Here is a 21,247-nt window from a genome sequence, read left to right as displayed (position 1 = left end):
ATGCCAACGGCAACATCAAACAATTGCTGCAGTACGCAAACCAAACCGTAACGCCTTACAATTCGGCGGCCTACCTCAGCGACGCCGACGGCCACATCCTGGAAAAGCGCTATGACAACACCACCACGCACAGCCTGATCGTCAACGGCCAGCTGATCGGCAGCAGCAGCGACAGCTACGAGAGTTTCAGCACCGTCTACGACACCGTCACCGCAGTAGCCGCCAGCAACTCGCCTGGCGTCTACATGGTGCAGACCGACAGCCAGACCTTGCAAGAGATCGCCAAGGCGCTGTGGGGCGACCAGAATCTGTGGTATTTGCTGGCCGAAGCCAATGGTGGCCTGACGAACCCGCTCAAGGCGGGCCAGGAGCTGATCGTCCCCGCCAAGGTCAACACGGTCACCAACACCTACGAGACATTCAAGCCCTACAACAAGGCTGCCGCAGTCGGCTCCACCACGCCTGAACTGGCCATGCCGGCGCCGCAAAGCGGTGGCGGTGGCGGCTGTGGTGCGATGGGTAAGCTCGTCATGGTCGTTGTCGCGGTCGCGGTCACCGTGTTAACCCAGGGCGCGGCGGTCGGTCTGATGGGCGAAGTATTGGGCACAGCGGCAGCGGCAGCGGCAGGCTCGGTTGCCAGCCAAGTGGTGGGCCAGGCGATCGGCGCTCAAGACGGCTTCAGTTGGAAAGCCGTTGCCCAGTCCGCCATTGGCGGCGCCATCTCGGCTGGCGTCAGCGAATTTGCCAACAGCCTATCCGACACCTCCCTGCTGGGAGTAAGCAACAATGCCGCGACAACACTGACACCGTCCCAAATGGCCGCGCGCGCCGCGATCAGCAGTACGCTGACGCAAGGCGTCGGCATGCTGACCGGTATGCAAAGCAGTTTCTCATGGGCGAATGTCGCCGGCTCCTACGCCAGTGCCTATGCCGGCGGTCTCGCCGGCGAGGCGATGCAACGCGCCCTGCAGGACAGTAACAGCATCCTGGCCAACATAGTCGGCTCCAACCAGCAGCTGGCCGTACGCACAGCCAACGGCTTCGCCGCCGGTGCAACCGCTTCGATACTGCGTGGTGGCAAGATCAACGTCGTGCAAATTGCTACAGATGCGTTCGGCAATGCGCTGGGCAGCAGCCTGGCTGACAACATGAACCCATCGAGTATGACTACGACAGCACAAGGAACATTTGCTGACTCCATCGGGAAAGATCCAGCTTGGTTACAGAACTGGAAGGCATCAAATCCTGATACGGCTTCGACATTCAACAGTGAAAATGCTGGCAGCGGATCCATTGCCTCAGGCAGTGAGCTCGTGAATCCAGATTTAGACGACAACAAGTACTTGATAGGTGACCCAAATCATCCAGAGTTGGCGTTTGCTCCGGGCGCTGGCAATAAGCCGCAGGACACCAGTATGGCGGGCTGGTGGGAACAACAAAAGAAATATGCGGTCAATAATCGTATGAGTCTGCTTAACCCTGATAAGACAACAGTTGGGGGTTGGATAGGCGGTACGCTGAAGAGCGCATATGACAATATCGTTGATGGGATACCAAAAACAATAGAATTCCTCGCTGAAGGGGCCGCGTCGTTTAACAATATCGACCGTATGGGAAGAACTCCGTCGGTGGTGCCAGATTCAAGACTTGGTCAGTTCCTCTCAGATGACCAGACCTCATTGAGCTATAAGGTTAAGACGCTAACTTTAGGGACGCTGCAAGGATTTGGTGACGCACTTAACGGAGATCCCGAGGCAATCGGTAGCATTTTAGGTGGATGGGCGACCACCAAAATCCCTGATATGTTTGTACCCGTAAGCGGGAATCGAGTGGGAACGATCCGAATTCTGGATAATGCTCGTCCAAATAGCAACGAACTTCGTGCTGGCCAAGCCTTTGCCGACATGGGTTATGATGTAATGCATCTTGAGGAAGCGGCAAACAAAGGTGTTAAAGATGTCCAGACTCCGGATTTACTAGTTGGCCCTTTAGGTACAATTGACGTCTACACACCTCAAACTACGAACCCAAGTGCAATCCTACGAACTATCAATGACAAGAAAACTCAAGCATCGAGTGTAGTCGTGCAGACCAATCTAGCGAATTCCGAAATCAATTCAATTGTGTTACGTGCTTGGGGTAAGCCAAATTTACCATTCCAAACCCTTTACTTCCAAAATTCTGAAAATAAAATTATCCGCTTTGATCGTCCGAAAGGAAGTAAATAAAAATGCCAAAGTTTAAATGTGTATGTGGGAATACAATAAATCTCTCAACGGGCACATCTGAGGCGGAGCTTAGCTTGGTATCAGAATTTAACATTGTGCAAATTGCCGAACTTTTAGCTGAAAAAGCAGAACTCACGGACGAAAATTTTTTCAATTTGATTGACCAATCCAAAAGGACTGTCTATGAATGTCCGGTATGCAGGCGATTACATGTGGAAGAAAAATCAGGCAGCGGAATTTTCAACTCCTATAAACCGGAGATAGAGGGAGCGTGACTTGGTGTTTGATCTAAAATTCTCATTGGCGATATAATCCGACACGTGTTGCTACAGACGCGTTCGGCAATGCGTTGGGGAGCAGCCTAGCTGAAAGCATGAAGGAGTCCGCAGCAAATCGCTGTCCCGTCCGCACCACGGACAGTCGCCGCGAGAACGTCCAAAGGCCCACTTTCTTAATAAAATCTTGGGCTATTGGTTGATCTTGCAAGCATAAATAGCGCGCTCTGGCATCTACCTGCCACAAAAACAGGCAGAACTGACGTGAATGAACGAGCTGACCCCGGCCAGCACATCAGCCTCGTTCTTTACCAATTCGAGCGTACGGCTAATGGCGCAACACCATGCCGCGCAAGCGGCCGCCCCACGCGCTGAATTTGTGCGATGCGCGCGGCGCCGTGGTCCACGGGTCAATACCCAGCCACGCCTGTTGCGGCGTCTGGCCGCCCAAGTTTTGGTGCGGCCGGGTGACGTTGTACCAGAACTGGAATGCAGGCAACGCGGCCTGCAGATGAGCGGCATCCGCGACCAAGTAGCCGCAGAGGTGCTGTTTGAACGTCCCGAACAGCCTTTCGATATAGCCGTTTTCCCACGGCCGTGCCGGCCGCGAGTGCCGCAGCCCGACACCACTCCAGCGCAAGACACGCTTGACCAGTCTGCCACGAAATACCGGATGGTTGTCTGTCTTCATAAAGCTCGGCCGACCATACTGGCCGATGGCCAGAAACAGGCTGCCAAGCAGTGTCCACTGGTTGAACCGTTTCAGGTGGCGCAGCATCAGGTTGAGGCGGCTGCCATGATCGATCGCGCCTAACACGATGTGCTGTATCCCATCGCCGTCCGTGACGCATGTGGTGTCGACTCCCCACATACGATTGTTAGGCTGTCTTACCGGCACGCTGTGCTTCAGTTCACGCTGACGATGCAAGGCGATATGTGCTTCGCGGATAAGTAGTTCGCGTACCCAGGTGCGACCAACGGAGACACCCGTTTTCGCAAAATACAGTTGGTTGAACAGATCTGCCAGTTTGCGATGCGACAGGCTGTGTTGTTCCTTCAGTGCGAGTACGCGATGCCGCACCCATGCAGCCTTCCGAGGCCGCAGCGCCGTGGCCAAAGTTGGTCCCGGCTTACGCCGCCGGCCCCGAGGCTTGCGCCTTGCTGCACAGACGGTGCAGTAAAGCCCGAACAAAAATAGCGCGGCCATACACACGAGATTAAAAATCATGATGATGAGGTATGGACGTTGATAGCAATTCATCCAGCGATCGCGTCACCTGTTTAGCTCTGCCATCCAGATCAAACACCCTGCTCCTGCCATCGGTCCCGGACGGCCCGCCGGCCGGCGCCGGCGCCAATCTCAGTTTCATCCTGAACACAAAAACGGCATTACGACGCCGACTTTCCAGGACGCGCTCGATTCATCAGGCTGCCCATTAAACCTTCCGCCAAAACCATGGATACATTCCCTGAACGCGCCCGTCGGCGGCGCATATGCATGGTTTCCGGCACCTGGCCGGATTACGGGAGAAGTCTATGGTTGCGATTGTTAGCGGCAACAACACCGGATTGTTGAACACCTCGGCAGGCGTGTTGGGCCAATTGGGTCTGGGCGGCAGCGCGGTCCATGGCAGCTCCAAGGAAGCCGCCTATGTCAACGTATTCAACGGCAATCTGGCGCTGCAGGACGGCGACAGCTTCCTGGCTTCGAACGGTCTCAACCTCAGCCTCACCCGTACCTATAATTCGCAGGCCACGCTCAGCGACGCCACCAACAATGGCTGGCAGGACGTGCTGCTCAAGCAGGTCAAGCTGATCGGTACGCTGAATGATGCCGCCAGTACCGTGCAGCGCTTGAACGCGGATGGCTCGGTCTCGGTCTTCACGTACCGCAGCGACAATGTCTACTACTCCACCGATGGCGATGGCGGCTATCAGACGCTGACGTTCACGCCCGGTACCGGCACCAACCTGGGCCAGTGGACCTGGACCAGCGATCGCACCGACCTGCTCGGCCCGTACGAGGTGTACGACATGAACCAGGCCGGCTACATCGTCAAGGCCGGCGATCAGGTCGCGGTGCGTCAGACCTACACCTATACCAAGCTGGCCACCACGCCGGCCACTTACCAGTTGAACAAGGTCACCGACGCCGCCGGCGACGCCCTGACCTTCACCTATACCGGCGCCAACCTGACCAAGGTGACGCTGACCCCGGTGTCCGGTAGCGGCAACGCCTATACCGTCAGCTACGCCTATGATGCGCAAAACCGGCTCAAGACCGTCACCTTGACCCGCGACAGCCTGACCTATAGCACCAACTACAGTTACGCCGCCGACGTCAACGGCGTGCCCAGTCAGCTGATTACCGGCATCAGCCAGTCCGATGGCACGCGCATGAGCTTTGCCTATGCAAATGGCAAGGTCAAGTCGTACACGCTTTACGCAAACAGCACCGATCTCATCGGGCACACCACCGCGTTCAGCTACGCCGCCAACGGCAACACCACCACCGTCACCGATCCGCTGATGAACACCGTCACTTACGGCTACGACGCCAAAGGACAACTGACCTCGGTGACCACGCCCGCCAGTGGCACGGTGAGCTACAGTTATGACGACAACGGCAATGTGCTGACCGTGACCGATGCGCGCCGGCTGACCACCACCTATGAATATGACGCCAACGGCAACCGCACCAAGCAGACCGATGCCGCCGGCAACATCATCACCCGCAGCTATGCGGCCGGCAGCAATCTGCTGCTGAGCGAAACCACGTATCAAAAAGCCGGCGCCGATGCCAGCCTGGCCGTGCCGCAGACCGAGCGCTACGTGTATGACCGCTTCAACCGCCTGCGCTATACCGTGTCGGCGGAAGGACGGGTCACTGAATACGTCTATCCAGAGGCCGCCACGGCCACCGCCGCGGCGCAGGTGCAATACAGCGCGGTCCGCAACTACACCGCCAACGGCTACCCGTCCAATGACGGCCAAGCCACTATTGCGCTGAAGGATCTGGAAGCATGGGCCACCGCCCAGATTAAAACCGTCAGCAATTACACCCAGACCAACTATAGCTACAATACCCGCGGCCTGGTGTCGCAGACCGTGACCGCCAACAACGACACCGCGACCACATCAACGGTGAGCTATACCTATAACGCCACCGGCCAGTTGCTGACCGTTATCGATGGCCTGAGCAACAAGACCACCTATACCTACGATGGCCTGGGGCGTCAGCTGACCAAGATCGTCACCAACGCCGGCGGCACGGCCATCTCCAGCGCCGCTTCCAGCTACGCCGCCAACGCCACGGTAGTGACTGAAACGCTGAACGATACCCGCACCTCCCCCGCCACCACGTTTGCCACCAACACCTATACCTATGACAGCGCCGGCGAATTGGTCAGCGTCCAACAGTCGGGGGTGAGCGGCGCCACCCGCAACCGTTACGACGCCGACGGTCAGCTGCGCGTCAGCACCTCGCCGGGCGGTCAAAACACCTATTGGCTGTACGATGGCGCCGGCCGCAAGGTCGCCGAAATCAATGCTGCAGGCAGGTTGACCGAACTGGTATACAACGAAGACAGCCAGCTGATCAAGACCATTATCTACAACACGCTGCTGGACGCCACCACCCTGACCTCGCTGCAGGCGCCGGATGGCAATGGCAACATCGTCGATCTCCAACTGGACAGCGTGCGTCCCGGCGCGAGCCCGCTGGACCGCAGCAGCTGGAACTTCTACGACAACGCAGGCCGCCTGGCCGACAGCGTCGATGGCAGCGGCTACGTCACGCACTACGACTACGACGGCGCGTCGCGACTGACGCTGACCACCCTGCGCGCCACCCGCTTATCGGACGACGCGTTCAGCACCTTGCAGCTGAAGGATGCCGCCGCGCTGCGCCAGATGAGCGGCATTGCACTGGCGACCTCGGACCAAGAGAGCGGCATCAAGCAATTGGCGGCGGCCACCGATCGCAGCAGCCGCAAGCTGTACGACAAGGATGGCTTGCTGCGCGGTCAGGTGGACGCCTACGGCTACTTGACCGAATACCGCTACAACGCGGCGGGTTCGCTGGTTGAAACCATCACCTATAGCGGCATCGTCAAAGCCACCAGCGATTACACGCTGGACCAACTGCGGCCGAACACCAAGCCCGAGGATATCCACGAATACCGCGTGTATGACACGCTGGGCCGCCTGTCCGGCAGCGTGGATGGCGACGGTTATCTGACCGAGCTGGTCTACGATGCGGCCGGCAATATCAGCAAGCGCATCAGCTACGCCAACAAGAGCGGCACGCCGAACGGTGCCAAGCTGAGCGACATCAAGACCGGGATCACCACCAGCACCAGCGCCGATAACCGCACCATCAGCTACAGCTATGACGCGCTGGGCCGGGTACTGACGGAAACCAATTCCTTCGCCTACGTCGGCACCGCCACCGTCAACTGGGTTAATACCTACAGCTATGATCCGAACGGCAAACTGAGTTCGATCGCCCATAGCACCGGCGGCACCACCAGCAGCAAAACCTACGACGGTCAAGGCCGCTTGCTGACCGAAAGCGCCGGCACGGGCGCCGTGGCCACCACCTATGCCTACAATGAAGACGGCCTGTTGGTCAGGAAAACCGATCCCAACGGCGCCGCCACCGTGTATTACTATGACGCCGCCGGGCGGCTCTCCTACACGGTCGACGCACTGGGTCGTGCGGTACAACAGAGCTACAACAACTTTGGCCAGGTAGTCAGCACGCGCAGCTACGCCACCACGTTGAGCGCCGTCACCGTCGCCGGCCTGGGCGGCGGCCGTGTCACCGCCACCATCGCCGCGTTGTTCAAACAAGCGACCAACGACCAGCGCACGCTGTTTTATTACGACGCGGCCGGCCGCCTGAACTACACGGTCGCCCCGGACGGCGAGATTGATGGCCGCAGCTATACCAACTTCGGCGAGCTGAAGTCGACCGTGCATTATGCGGCGAGCGTCAGCAGCGACGTGGTGCTGGACGCCGACACCGGCAACATGGACAAGGCGATCAGCGACATCATCGCTAACACAAAGCTGAAAAACCAGGTCTCCACTTTCCGCTACGATGCCGATGGCCGCCTGACTTACAGCGTGGATGCGGAAGGCAATGCGCAGGAAACCAGCTACGATGCCCTGGGCCATGCGCTGACCATCACCCAGTACGATCCCCAAGGCAAGGACCGGGTGCAATCTTATGCCTACAACGAGCGCGGTCTGGTGACCGACTATACCGATGCGCTGGGCAACCACAGCATCACCACCTATAACGGCTTTGGCCAGGCGGTCACGCAGGCGCAGCGCTCCACGGCCGGCAGCACCGCCGCCAATATCGGGCAAGACCCGGTCACCCGCACCATCTATGACGAAAACGGGCGCATTGGCGCCAGCATCGACCCGCTCGGCGTCGCCACCTTCTATCAGTACAATGGCGACGGCAATCTGATCGACAAGATCAGCTACGCCGTCACCACCAGTGGCGCCGCACTTTCCGCAACACAGCTGAGCAGCATCGACACCCAGCTGGCCAGCGGCACGAATACCTCGACGCCGTTGCTGGAAATCGTGCGTGCCTACTTCAAAACCAGCGCAACGGAAGCGCCGCAGGTCGCGCGCCAGCAATTCGTCTACGACAGTCTGGGCCGGCTCAGCAGCACCTACACCGCCCAACTCGCCGGCCAGTGGGCACTGACCACACTGTCCTATGACAACAACGGCAACGTCGTTTCCCGCATTGCCTATGCCCAGCGGGTGAGCAGCGCCAGTCCGATCGCCGCCAGCACCTTGCCCAAGCCGGCCGCCTCGGTCAGCGATCACCGCGAGCGCATGATCTACGATGCGGCGGGACGCTTGACCGATACGTTGACCGCCCTGAACACGGTCACCGCCGACGGCAGCACGGTTGACGCCACCGGCAAGGCGATCACCTTGGCCGCGGGCAGCAGCACCAACTGGTCGCTGGTCAGCTACCAGTACGACGCCTTCGGCAACGTCTTGCAACGCACCGCGTTTGCCACTCCGCTTAGTGTCGCCACCAATTCGGCCGCGACGCTGGATACCGATGCGCCCTCACCGACCAGCATCGACAATCTGAAGAAAACGGCGGTCAAGGAAAATGCGGTCACCGTCTATCGCTACGATGCGGCCAACCGGATCACCCTCAGCGCCAGCGCACAGAGCGTCTCCACCAGCGATGTGCGCTGGAACGTGGTCAGTTACCAATACAATGGCACCGGCCAGTTAAGCGGCAAGACCGAATACGGTCACACCATTGTGCTGAAAGTGGGAACGTCGCCGCTCGACGCCGAGGACAACATGCCCAAGGCCGAGCCGCTGCTCGATCGCACCACCGCCTACGAATACGATCTGAACAACCGCCTGGTCAAAACCACCGATGCGTTGAACGGATATGTGCTGCTGGCGTACGACGCGCGCGGCAACCTCGTCAAACGCACCCAGCACAGCGATTTGCCCAAGGCGGAAGATCGCATCACACGCATCTACTACGACCTCAACAATCGCCCGCTGTACCAGGTGGATGCGACCGGTCATTTGACGCAAAACACCTATGATGCGCTGGGTAAACTGGTGGCGGTCACCGAATATGCCAAACCGGTGATTGCGGGCGATCTGGATAAGGCCGCCATCGACAAGCTGCTCAGCAAGCCGGACGTCAGCTATCGCAGCGTGCACTATATTTACGATCAGGCCGGACAGCTCCGCTACACGGTGGATGCCGACGGTTACCTGACCCAGCAAACCTACGATGCCATCGGCCGGCCGCTGGCCAGCACCACCTATGCCACCAAGGTCGGCAGCAAATTCGCCACCGCTGCGGATTACACGCTGACCAACGCCAATGCCGCTGTCAGCGTCGCCGGCACCGCCCACACCACCAGCAAGGCCTATGACGCAATGGGCAACGTCAGCTCGGTGACCGATGCCGAGGGTGGCAGCGAAAGCTACACCTATGACGCACTAGGCAACAAGCTGACGTATACCAACCAGATGGGCGCCAAGTGGAACTATACCTATAACGCCGCCGGTCAACTGTTGGCGCAGGTCGATCCCGCCACCACCATCTACGCCGACGGCGCCACCGCCACCAGCAGCGGCACCAGCATCAGTCTGCTAACCCTGCTGCAGTATGACGCGTTCGGCAACCTGATCGCCCGCACCGAGGCCAAGAACACCGCCAACGCGCGCATCACCGGCTACGGTTACGACCTGCAGGGTCATCAGATCACGACCATCTTGCCAGCGCTGGCGGTCTACAACAGTCAAGCCGTCGCCGGTACCGACGGCCGCACCGAATCGGCCAAGAGTACGCACACCATCGAGGTGACCTATGACGGGCTGGGCAACGCCATCACCAACCAGGACGTCGGCGGCCAGAATAGCTATAAAATCTACGACAAGTTGGGCCGGGTGATCTATGACATCGACGCCACCGGCCACATCACCGGCTATGAGCGCAATGGTTTTGGCGAGGTCATCAAACTGACCCGCTATGCCAACCAGCTGACCTATGGCGAGCAAGGTCAGTTGATCGACTATTACCATCTGGTCAATGGCGTGCGCAGCTCGCCCGACGACCGCAGCATCACCACCAGCTACGACGCCGCCGGCCGGGTACTCACCGTCACCGAGCCGGCGGTCACCGTGTATGACCAGCAGACCCAGAGCAGCCAGATCCGGCAACGCACCACCAAGACCGAATACGATGCGTACGGCAACGTCGCCAGCGTCGCCGTGTATGGCACTGACACCAAAGGCAACAACCCGACCCCGGCGGCGGTCACCCGCTATTACTACGATGTGCGCGGCAACCGCACCGCCCAGATCATCGCGCTGTCGAGCGATCCCGATAACCTGCTGGGCTATCTGACCACCTACGACTACGACGCCGAGGGCAATCAGACCAATGTGAAGGAATTCGCCACCGCGATTCAAAGCTGGGACAACAACACTTACACCAAACCCGCCGCGACCGCCGCAGACCGCGAAACCAGCTACCGTTACGACGGCAACCAGCGCAAGATCCAGGAAACTAAAGTCGCCGCGTTGCTGTCGGCCAGCGACACCGGCAGTGCCAGCGACATCGTCACCAACTATAAATACGATGCGGCCGGCAACCAGATCCTGTCCGCCATCGTCGGCGGCGTCAGCACCATCACCTACTACGACGCGTTGGGCCGCAGCATCGGCGTGGCCCAGCTCGCGCCTAGCGGCACCACCACTACCATGCCGGTCTCGCTGTTCAAGCTGGACGCCTACGGTAACGTGCTGGTACGCACCGACTACATTGGCGGCACCACCAGTACGCTGCTGGACAGCAACGGCAAGCCCAACCCGGCGCTGCCGGCCGTCGACAGCGCCAACGTCAAAAACCGCACCACCATCACCAGTTACGATCTGGCTGGCCATGCGCTCAAAGTGGTGGACGCCAACGGCAACGCCTCGTTCGTGTCCTACGATGTCTACGGACGCGCCGCCAAACAATGGCGCACCGTCACCAACAGCCAAACCAGCGCCGCTGAAACCTGGTATCAGATCAATGAATATGATCAACTGGGCCACCTGGTGAATGTCACCACGCCGGGCAATGTGGATCTGGTCAACGCCAGCACGGTGTCGGAGATCAACCAGCACTACGAGTACAACGCCTTTGGCGAGGCCACCAAGCTGACCACCACCAGTGGCTCGCTGGTGAAAGTCGAATACAGCGACTACGACAACGCCGGCCGCATCTGGCGTACCAACCGCGATGACGGCATCGACAAGGTCACTCTGTTCGACGCCCAGGGCAACGCCACCGTGCAGATTCGCAGCATCAGCGCCGATCAGGGCAAGCTGCACGAACTGAAGTCCGTGGCCAGCGCCGCGCAGGCGCTGACGCTGGCCGACATCCAGCGCACCGATACCCGCTATGACTTGATGGGGCGCGCGGTCGACGTTCGCCAGTCCACCGGTCCGCAGCTGGCCGTCATGGTGCACGACGCCTACAGCGGCGGCTGGAACACCCAGGTCACCAGCGGCGCCAACCTGTACGGCGACGCCTTGCTGGTGATCGGCAACGTCAATGACGCCGGCCAGACCATCACCGTGCAATACCGCATCAAAGGCAGCCCGCAGTGGATCGACCAGTCGACCACCCGCCTCCAGTGGATCAATGGCGTGCCGGTCTTCAATAGCGCCGGTCTGGCCGGCGGCGATTATGAATACCGGGTCTTCGTTCAGCCACAGGGCGAAACCAGCTATCAACGGGAAAGCGGCAGTTTCACCATCAATGCGGTTGCAGCTGTCGATCAGGACAAACCGTTGATTCAGCTGTATGTGATGCTGTTCAACCGTCTGCCGGATATGGCGGGCTTGAATGTGTACCTTAACTGGTACAACAACGGTGGCAGTCTGGCTCAGATGGCCACCCAGTTCCTGATCAGCGCCGAAGCCAGCCAGTTGCTGCCCAAGGACAGCACCGCCCTCTTCAAGCAGATCCTGCTGCAGGCGCTCGGCCGCAATGGCACCGATGCCGATGACCCGACCTATGCCAGCGACCTCGCCTACTGGGTCAACCGCTACAGCGGCGGCGACGATGCCGCGCATGGCCAGGTGATGGTCGACTTCATTCAGACCATGCTCACCCCGACCAACTCCAGCGCCGCCCAGGCGCGCGGCAAAGCCCTGGTCGAGCTGCGGGTCCAGACCGCGCTGGAATACCTGAAAGCCGGCGGCAACAACAGCGATACCGCCCTCAAGCTGTACCAGGAAGCGCTGAGCAATCCATCCGCCGTGTTGCTGGACGCCGCCGCCAGCGGCAAGAAGGAAACGCGTAGCAGCCAGATCGCGCAAATCTATCTGGCCTTGTTGGCGCGGCCACCGCTGCAGAGCGAAATGGACGCCGCCATGGCCGGCAGCAGTACGCTGGACCAGATCATCACGCAATTGCTGGGCACCAGCGATGCGCAAAGTCCGCTGCTATATCCGAAATTCAGCGGCCAGAGCGATCAGGATTACATCCAGCGCGTCATTTACGGCATTTACTGGAACGTGCTGGGTCATCTGCCCGACACCGCCGAATACACTGCGGCGCTGGCCAGCATGGCCCAGGTCACGGACAGCGGCCTGAAACTCAGTCAGTTCGCGCTGAAGATCATCCACGACACCGCCGCTTACGCCGGCACCGACGCCGCGCGGCTGGCACAAAAGCAGTTGTTCAACAACCGGTTGGCGGTGGCGCTGGCCTATATGCCGCTGGCGGCAAAAACCGATGAAACCGCCAAGCTGGTCGGCAAGGCCGTCATCAGCAACGTCAGTGGCACCGGCACTGCCGCCGCCGCGATCAGCGATGCGCTGAGCAACGCCGACCTGAGCTCCGCTCTGGCCCAGTCGGTCAGCGATGCCGCCACGGCTGCGGCGGCGGCGACGCCGCTGGAAAGCATGCAGATGCAGATTGCGCGGCTGTATGCCGCGCTGCTGAACCGCGCGCCGGACGCCGCCGGCTTCGCCTATCAGGTGGCCTGGCTGCAATCGATGGGCAATACCCCGGCCGCGCTGGCCGAGGTAGCGCAGCACCTTATCGACAGTGCCGAGGCGCGCGGCGACGCCAGCCTGACCGCGGTCACCACGGTCAATGGCGTGCTGACGCCGCTCACCAACGCCCAGTTCGTCGATCAGGTGTACAAGCTGGCGCTCGGCAAAGTACCGACCAGCGCCGGCGCCATCGCCGAGCGCCAGCGCTTTGTCGCCCAATTGCCTGGGTTGAGCCGCGGCCAGGTCGCGCTCAACATCATCACCGGTATGCTGGGCTTCCAGGGCCTGACGGCGGAGGAAGCGGCGCTCAAGGCGACCTTTAACAACAAGGCCGCCGTCGGCCTGGTATGCGCCACCGACCTGGCGCAATTCAACTGGCCGGACACGGCCGACACCACGGTCGCCAAGGGCATCCTGGCACAGGTCACCGCCAGCGACACCCAGACCGCGCTGAATGCGGCCTACAAGATCGCTCAAGCCTCGCTGCTGCGCCTCGCCGCCAACACCACCAGCGCCGCCAGCGCCGCCGCAACCGCCCTGTCGAACGCGGCGGCGGCCAGCCTGGACGCCTACAACGCGGGTGTCGCTCAGCAGAGCGCGGCAACGGCGGCGGCCAGCCAGCCCGACGCCACGCTGCGGCTGCAGATCATGCAAATTTATATCGGCATCCTCGGTCGCAGCGTCGCCAGCTACAGCAGCAATCCTGACCTGGCCGGCTTCAATTTCCAGGTCAACGCGGCCGGCGGCGCCACCCTGGCGCAGATCGTGCAAAGCATCATCGTCGATAGCGAAGGTGTGCTGCGCTATCCGGAAAAAATGCTGAATAGCGAGTTCGTCGCAAAAGTCTTCAACACCATGCTGGGTGGTAACCTGGCCGCGCCGGAAGACCTGGCCTACTGGACCGCCCAGATGAGTGCGCCGGCCTCGCTGTCGCGCGGCCAGGTGGCGGTCGGCATTTTGAACTTCATCCAGAATTACGACACCGCCAAGCCCACCGCCGCTGCGCAGAATTACCTGATCGGCAAAAAGCAGTTTTACCAAAACGTGGCCGCCGCCTTCACCGCGCTCGACAGCGCGCAACAAAAAGCCGCCAATGACGCCGCAGCCGCGGTGGCGCCGGTGACATCATCGGACGCGCAGCTGGCGGTGCTGCTGGACAGCAAAACCAGCACCGGCGCCACCACCACCAGCGCCGTCAACGCCGCCAACAGTGCGCTCAGTGGCGCCAACAGCGCGGGCGATGGCAGCGCGGCGGCGCGCTACCAGCTCACGCTGTTGTACGCCACGCTGCTGAAGCGCAGCCAGGCGCCCTCGCTGACTGAGCTCAACTATTACACCCCAGCCGTCGCCAAGAACGGGCTGCCAGCCATCGCCCAAGAGTTTATCGAGAGCGCCGAGGCCAAAAAGGGCGGCTGGTATCCCGCCGATAACGACCTGTTCATCAAAGCCCTGTACCAAAACATCCTGGGCCGCAGCGCCAGCGACGCCGAGGTCGCCTACTGGCGCCCCAGCCTGGTGAACAATGTCGGCGCGCCCTACGCCCGGGGGGCGCTGGCGATGACCATGCTGACCAACTTCCTCAACTATACGGACAATACCTCCACCCAGATCAGCTACAAGACCCAGTTCGACCAGAAGATCAGCAGCTTCCTGGCCGCCGAACAGACCGAGGCGCAGGCGGCCGCCGACAGCGCGCTGAACGCGTACAACAACGCTCACGCCACCACCGTCGCGGCCAATAAAACGCTGAGCGACGCCACGACCAAGCGCAACAGCACCAAGACCGCCGCCGACAATGCCGCCGCCGCCGCCGTGGATGCCGACACCATCCTGGCCAACGCCGCCAATCAAAAGATCGCCACCCGCATCTACATCGGCTTGCGCGGTTATTCGGACTACGCCGGCGTGGCCTACTGGTCGCGTAACCTGTCGACCGGCGCGGTGCCCGGCGCCACCTTCATTGACGATCTGATGAATACGCTCGGCTATCCGAGCGACGCCACCGGTTTCCTGCAAGCGCTGTACTCGCATGTGCATGGCCGCACGGCCAGCGCGGATGAAATCGCCTGGTGGACCAGCGCGTTGGCCAACACCACCCGCGCCGACGTCGCCAGCCAGTTCCTGAACTCGGCGGAGGCCAACACCCGCTTGCAGACCACGATCAACAACCAGGTGGCGGCGGATATCCAGACCTCGAAAGACCGGGTGGCGGCGCGCACCAGCACCGCCAGCGCCTACACCGCCGCCCTGAGCGCGTACAACGATGCCAACACGGCGTACACCAACGCCTACAGTGCCGAGCAAAGCGCGTCTGCCGCATCCAGCGCCGCCGCCAAGGTCGCGCGCGCCACCGACGCGCTCAAGAACGCTCAACCTGCGGTCGTGACGGCGGACCAGAGTTATTCCATCTCCGCCAAGGCCAGCGAGGCGTACGCCACGGCGAAACTCGCCAACGATCAGCTGCATGTCACCTACGCCACCCAAATCGCCACCAACGCCAGTGCCCAGCCGGCGGCGGCCGCCGACCATCTGGCGCTGGCGCTGGCGAATGCCAACGCGGCGGTGGCCTCGTCGCACGTGGCGATCGGTGCCGCCTATATCAGCGATCAGGCCGCGCCGTTGCTGCAGCAACGCACCACCCGCGTGGTCGAGTTGTACCTCGCTCTGCTGAACCGGGCGCCAACGCTGGCCGAAACCCTGTACTGGACCGACAAGATGGCGGCTGCCAATCCGCAGGAGCTTGGCCCGGCCATTGTGCAAGCGCTGATGGCCAGCCCCGAAGGCGCGACGCTCTATCCAGCGACGATGAGCAATGATGCCTTCATCATCCAGCTCTACCGTTATGGGCTGGACCGCGACCTGAGCCAGGACGTCGCCGGCCTGCGTTATTGGAGCGACAAGCTCAGTGGCGCGAATCCGCTCAGCCGCGCCGATCTGGCCGCCGCCTGGGTCAAGGACACCGTCAATTCCGGCAATAGCGATGCGATGCGGCTGCAGAATCGCGCCGCCGCCACCATGCGCACCCTGGCCAACGAAGCCAAGGCCGGCTCACCAAACCTGCAACCGGCGATTCAGCTGATCGAACAAAATCTGCGCGCCGCGGCGGTTGCCGCGGACGCCGCCACCGCCCTAGCCGCCAATAGCGCGGGCCGGAAAGTGACCACGCTGGCACGGCTGTATATCGGCCTGCTGAACCGTCTGCCGGACGCGGCCGGCCTGGCATTCTGGTTCCAGCAATTGCAACAAGGGGCGACCCTGGCAAAGGTCGCGCATGACCTGATCTATTCCGGTGAGGCGATTACACTGTACCCAGCCGGTCAGAGCGATCACGACTTCCTGGTCCAGGTCTACGCCACCGCCATGGGCCGCGTGCCGAGCGAAGCTGAAATTGCGCCTTATGTCGCGCGCGCCGCCAACAGTTCGCGCGCCGACGCCGTGGTCGCCCTGCTCAACGACATTGCTGATGGCAGCCCCACCACCATGCAGCAGGATGTCACCCGCGCGGTGTTCAACGGCAAAGTGCAAGATGGACTGAACTATCTGCTGACCGACATCGTCAAGGTGATCGACAACGCCAGGACGGCGAAAAGCGCGCTGGAAGCGGTCAAGCTGGCCAATCCCGTTGATCGCCACCCGGACGATCTGGTGGTCGCGATCACCGCCAAAGCGCAAAATGGCATGCGCCTCAACAGCGGCCCCGATCAGCTGGTGCTGGACCGCTGGGGCAATGTGCTGGTACAACGCGATGTCCGCGACGCCAACTGGACCGTCGCCTATACCTACAATGACGCCGGCCAGGTAGTGAAGACGGTCCGCAATGGCGGCGGCCTGACCATCACCACCGCCAACGCCTATGATCTGAATGGCAAGCTGGTGCAGACCACCGACGGCCGCGGCAATGTCAACCAGTACAAATACGACGCCAACGGCGCGCTGCTCAGCGAGACCCATGCCGACTTCACCACCGGCACCGCGCTGGCAACCATCATCTACACCAACGACGCTTTCGGCCAGCACACCAAGACCCAGCAGCACGTCGCCAGCGGTGGCACCAACTCGGTGCTCACCACCTACACCTACGACAATCTGGGCCACCAACTGACGCGGGAAAGCGCGGCGGTAACGCTGTACTGGTGGAACGCAGCGACCAATACCGAAACCTCGGCCACCGGCGTGATGATCGAGAAATATGCTTATGACGAATTGGGCCGCCGTACCAGCAGCACCAGCACCACCAGGATAACCAGCGGCACGCTGGGCGATCCCAACCAGACCACCACCACCTACACGCGCTACGACTTCAGCGGCAACATCATCAGCACCACCAACGAACTGGGCAAGAGCACGCTGAGCAGCTACGACGCCTTTAATCACAAGACGGCGGAAAAGACCACCACCAATGAAACCCGGACCTGGAGCGTGGATGCCTTTGGCCGTGCCACCAGCTCAACCGATCTGGGCACCAATACCACCCGATACACCTATAACGCCAGCGGCCAGCTGCTGCGGCAGTACGGTGCAAAACAGGATATCAACTACAGCTACGACGCCGCTACCGGCCAGGTCATCAGCATTAACGATAAAGCTACCGGCTTACTCACCACCTACACCTACGATGCCGCCGGCAACCGCGTCACCGAGAAAATCTGGTCCTCGTCCACACTGGAAAAACGCGCGCTGCAGGACAACACGCTGCGCTATGACGCGTTCAACCGTTTGACCAGCATCATCTCGACCATCAAGGGCGCCAACTACAACGTCAGCTACGAGTATGACAATGCCGGCGACCGCACGCGCCAGTTGACCACCTACACCGACGATGCCGGCATCAAGAACACCATCGATGTGCGCTACGGCTACGACAAGATGAACCGGGTCAACAGCATCACCGGTACCGACAACGGCGTCGCCATCCAGGCCCATACCATCACGTACAACTGGATGGGCAATCGCGCCACCGATACCGCGGCCGGCGTCGGCGAGACCTATACCTACGATCTGGCCGGCCGTCTGACGCAAATCGCTAGCAGCAAAGGGAACATCACCCAGCATTACGACAGCAACGGCCGCATCATCTACATCAAGGACAGTGGCAAGGACGAAATCCGCTACAACCAGTACGACATGGCCGGCCACCTCACCCGGCAGCGCGTCACCAGCGCCAGCGGCGCGCTGAAAAACACCATCGAATCCCGTTACGACGATCTGGGCAACGCCAGCCAGACTATCGTCACGGCATCGGACAACAGCACCAAGCAGACCACCGACTACGCCTACGACAAAGGCGACGGTTACCTGCTGCGCACCACCACCGTGCGCAACAGCACCGGCGAAAGCAAGTCCAGCGTCCAGTTCTACGATGCCAACAACAACGTCAAATCGGTAGAGCAGCGGGACGGCAATGGCAATGTGACCAGCACCACGGGCTACATCGCCGACTACAGCGGCCATCTGCTGGAAAAAGGCGCCGGCAATGATCTGACCCACAGCCTGTACGCCAACGACCAGCTGATCGGCAGCAGCAGCAACAGCTACGAAACCTTCAGCAGCGTCTACGACGCGGCCAACTCGTCCGAAGCGAACAACCAGCCCACCGTCTATGTGGTCCAGAGCGCCAACGAAACGCTGCAGAGCATCGCCAAAGCAGTCTGGGGCGATGAACGGTTGTGGTATTTGATCGATGAAGCCAATGGCGGCATCGACGGCAAGCTGCAGGCCGGCCAGCAGGTGAACATCCCGACGCGCGTGAACGTCATGCTCAACGGCTATGAAACCTTCAAGCCGTACAACAAGATCAGCGCGATTGGGGACACCAAGCCCGAACTGGCACTGGCCATGCCGACCGCCCAGAGCAGCGGCGGCGGCGGCTGCGGCGTAATCGGCAAGTTGATCATGGTGGTGGTGGCGGTGGCGGTGACCTACATCACGGCAGGCGCCGCGACCGCTTACCTGGGATCCACTCTCGGCAGTACGTTTGGCAGCATCGCCGGCAGCATGGTGGGAGCGGCGGCGGGCTCGGTCGCCAGCCAGGGCGTCGGCATCGCGATTGGCGCGCAGGATGGTTTCAGCTGGAACGCCGTGGCGAAAGCTGGTCTGCAGGCCGGCATCACCAGCGGCGTCGGTCAGTTGGCCGACTATGCCGACCTCAGCGGAAAACTTGGTACACAAAGCTGGAGCAGCGTCGCCACCAACGCCGCCGTGCAAAACGCCGTGTCGCAAAGCATCGGCAATATCACGGGCTTGCAGCACGGCTTCAGCTGGGCCAGCGTCGCCGGCTCGTTCGTCGGTTCCTCGGTCACGTCCGGCTTGCAGCAATCCAATTGGTTCAGCGGACTGCAACAATCCACCACCTCCATGGCCATCAACACCATCTCCGGAGTGGCGTCCGGCTTGACCAAGTCCATCGTCGCCGGCGGCAAAATCCAAATCGCGCAGATTGCTACGGACGCGTTCGGCAATGCGCTGGGGAGCAGCCTGGCTGAAAGCATGAAGGAGTCCGCAGCAAATCGCCAATTCATCAAGGCTTTGGATAAAACCGGTACGCCTTATACGTTGGACGACAATGGACGGCCGGTTGCTGATCTAAATTACCGTGCATCCTTCAACTTTGTTCAAGGTTCTGCCCAAGGCGGTGCAAGCCTGGACGAAATCTTGCAGGCTAAGTCTGCACTCGCAAGCGGGTTGAACCGACTCGACAGTGCGCCCGGAGATTTGTCCGAAGATGTGCTTCGCAATCGCACGGCGAACGCGCTAGCCGCCCAAGTTGGCGTGATCGAAGGACGTAGCCTCAGTTTATTGTCATCCGATTTAGCAGCAGGCAATACCTCCTTTAGCTATCTCGAAAATGTCAGCGGCTCGGTTACCGGCCCGAACGGCGCCAGTATCATCGGCAACACGTTCGCAGGCGGCATTACGCTCATGACGGAGTTTGCGGACTTTTATGCTGAGCACGAGTTTGCAGCAACGGCTACCTACAAAGGCGTGCAAGCGGTTCTTAGTGGTGGCCCGGTTAAAACAGTCGTGCTTGAAGTCGCCAAAATGGGGATGGAATCAATCCTCAGGGACGCAACTGGCACCATTGCAAATGTCGCAGATAACCAAACCCGTGAATACGTCACGGATTACGCACAGCGTAAAGGATGGGAATTTGAATTATCAGTTCTTGGCCAGAATGTCACTGTCGGCCCTGAGCAGTTTGGACAAGCGGCTGGTAGGATGGCCGGTGGCATAGTTGAGTCTATCCTAGGGAGAGGAGTAGATGCATTCGCCAGCAGAGGTGATGCAATTATTCAAACTGTACGTGGGCCTTATCGTGGAGGGCCACATAGTGCAACAAGCTTGCCGAGAAACGATGGACTAGATTCTCACCATATTCCTGATCGAAATGCCAATCCGCTTGTTCTGCCAAGTCAAGGTCCTGCTATCCAGATGACTCCAAGAGATCATGGTGGCACCTCAAGCAATGGTCAAAACGGTCGGGCAAGCGCAATTTATCGAGCTGAAACCGCAGATATGATCAGTCAAGGACGTTACCGAGATGCGATGGCTAGAGAAATTCTGGATGTTCGACGTGCCGCAGCAGAGCGATCAGGGGATAGGACGAAGTACAATGAAGCCATCAGTGAAATGATGAAATATGCGCGCTCGAGTGGCCAACTTCCTATAAATCCAAGGACTGGAAAATGATTCAGATCAACTCGTATAAAAACGTTAACGGTTTGGCTTTTGGAAGCAGCGAAGCCGAAGCCATTTCCATTTTTGGATTACCAATTCGACAAGCAATAAATCGCGAGCAAGAAAAAGAACTTTGCTTTTCTGATCATACACTGCGCTTTGATGCCAAATCGGGTGAGCTCAGAGAAGTTTCCCTGCTGCCACAATGTAGCGGCGCCGTAAATGGGAAGCCAGTTTCATGGGATGAGGGCTTCTTTGATTGGCTAAAAACTCAAGACGGTGATCTTAAGGAGGTACTCGGATTTGTACTGTCTTTGAAGCTCGGAATCGCCCTGTCTGGATTTCATGATAATGATGAATCTCAAAAGGCTATACATGCCTTTAGGTATGGCGATTGGGATATGTTTAAAAATCGCATGCATCCCTTAAAGCAATAAGCTGTCCCGTCCGCACCACGGACAGTCGCCGCGAGAACGTCCAAAGGCCCACTTTCTTAATAAA

Annotated in this window: 5 protein-coding genes; 4 read left to right on the top strand and 1 reads right to left on the bottom strand. The window is 60.1% G+C overall.

What is annotated here, in order from left to right; translation table 11 throughout:
• Positions 1 to 2,228: hypothetical protein (locus GJ699_RS34285; RefSeq protein ID WP_195763682.1), on the top strand; the 2,228-nt coding region annotated here is incomplete at its 5' end.
• A 2-nt stretch (positions 2,229 to 2,230) separates the two neighbouring features.
• Complete coding sequence (locus tag GJ699_RS29895; RefSeq protein WP_154383061.1) at positions 2,231 to 2,503, top strand: DUF8617 domain-containing protein; 273 nt, start codon at positions 2,231 to 2,233, stop codon at positions 2,501 to 2,503.
• A gap of 328 nt (positions 2,504 to 2,831) precedes the next feature.
• Here the strand turns inward: GJ699_RS29895 and GJ699_RS29890 are convergent, their stop codons facing one another.
• Entirely contained in the window at positions 2,832 to 3,764 is a 933-nt protein-coding gene (locus GJ699_RS29890) for an integrase core domain-containing protein (RefSeq protein WP_154383060.1), read from the bottom strand.
• Between the two features lie 275 nt (positions 3,765 to 4,039).
• Here GJ699_RS29890 and GJ699_RS29885 point away from each other — a divergent pair, with 275 nt between their 5' ends.
• Positions 4,040 to 20,758 (top strand): DUF4214 domain-containing protein, encoded by a 16,719-nt coding sequence (locus GJ699_RS29885; RefSeq protein WP_195763681.1) that lies wholly within the window; start codon positions 4,040 to 4,042, stop codon positions 20,756 to 20,758.
• The gene (locus GJ699_RS29880) at positions 20,755 to 21,183 is read left to right on the top strand and encodes a hypothetical protein (protein WP_154383058.1); all 429 of its coding nucleotides are present in this window, start codon (positions 20,755 to 20,757) and stop codon (positions 21,181 to 21,183) included. Before GJ699_RS29885 ends, GJ699_RS29880 begins: the two co-directional genes overlap by 4 nt.
• Positions 21,184 to 21,247: the final 64 nt, after the last annotated feature.

Origin of the sequence: Duganella guangzhouensis, assembly GCF_009674535.1 — a bacterium.
In the GTDB taxonomy this organism is placed as follows: domain Bacteria; phylum Pseudomonadota; class Gammaproteobacteria; order Burkholderiales; family Burkholderiaceae_D; genus Rugamonas; species Rugamonas guangzhouensis.
The sequence above is the reverse complement of the archived record's forward strand: the minus strand, read 5'-3'. Positions and strand labels throughout refer to the sequence as shown.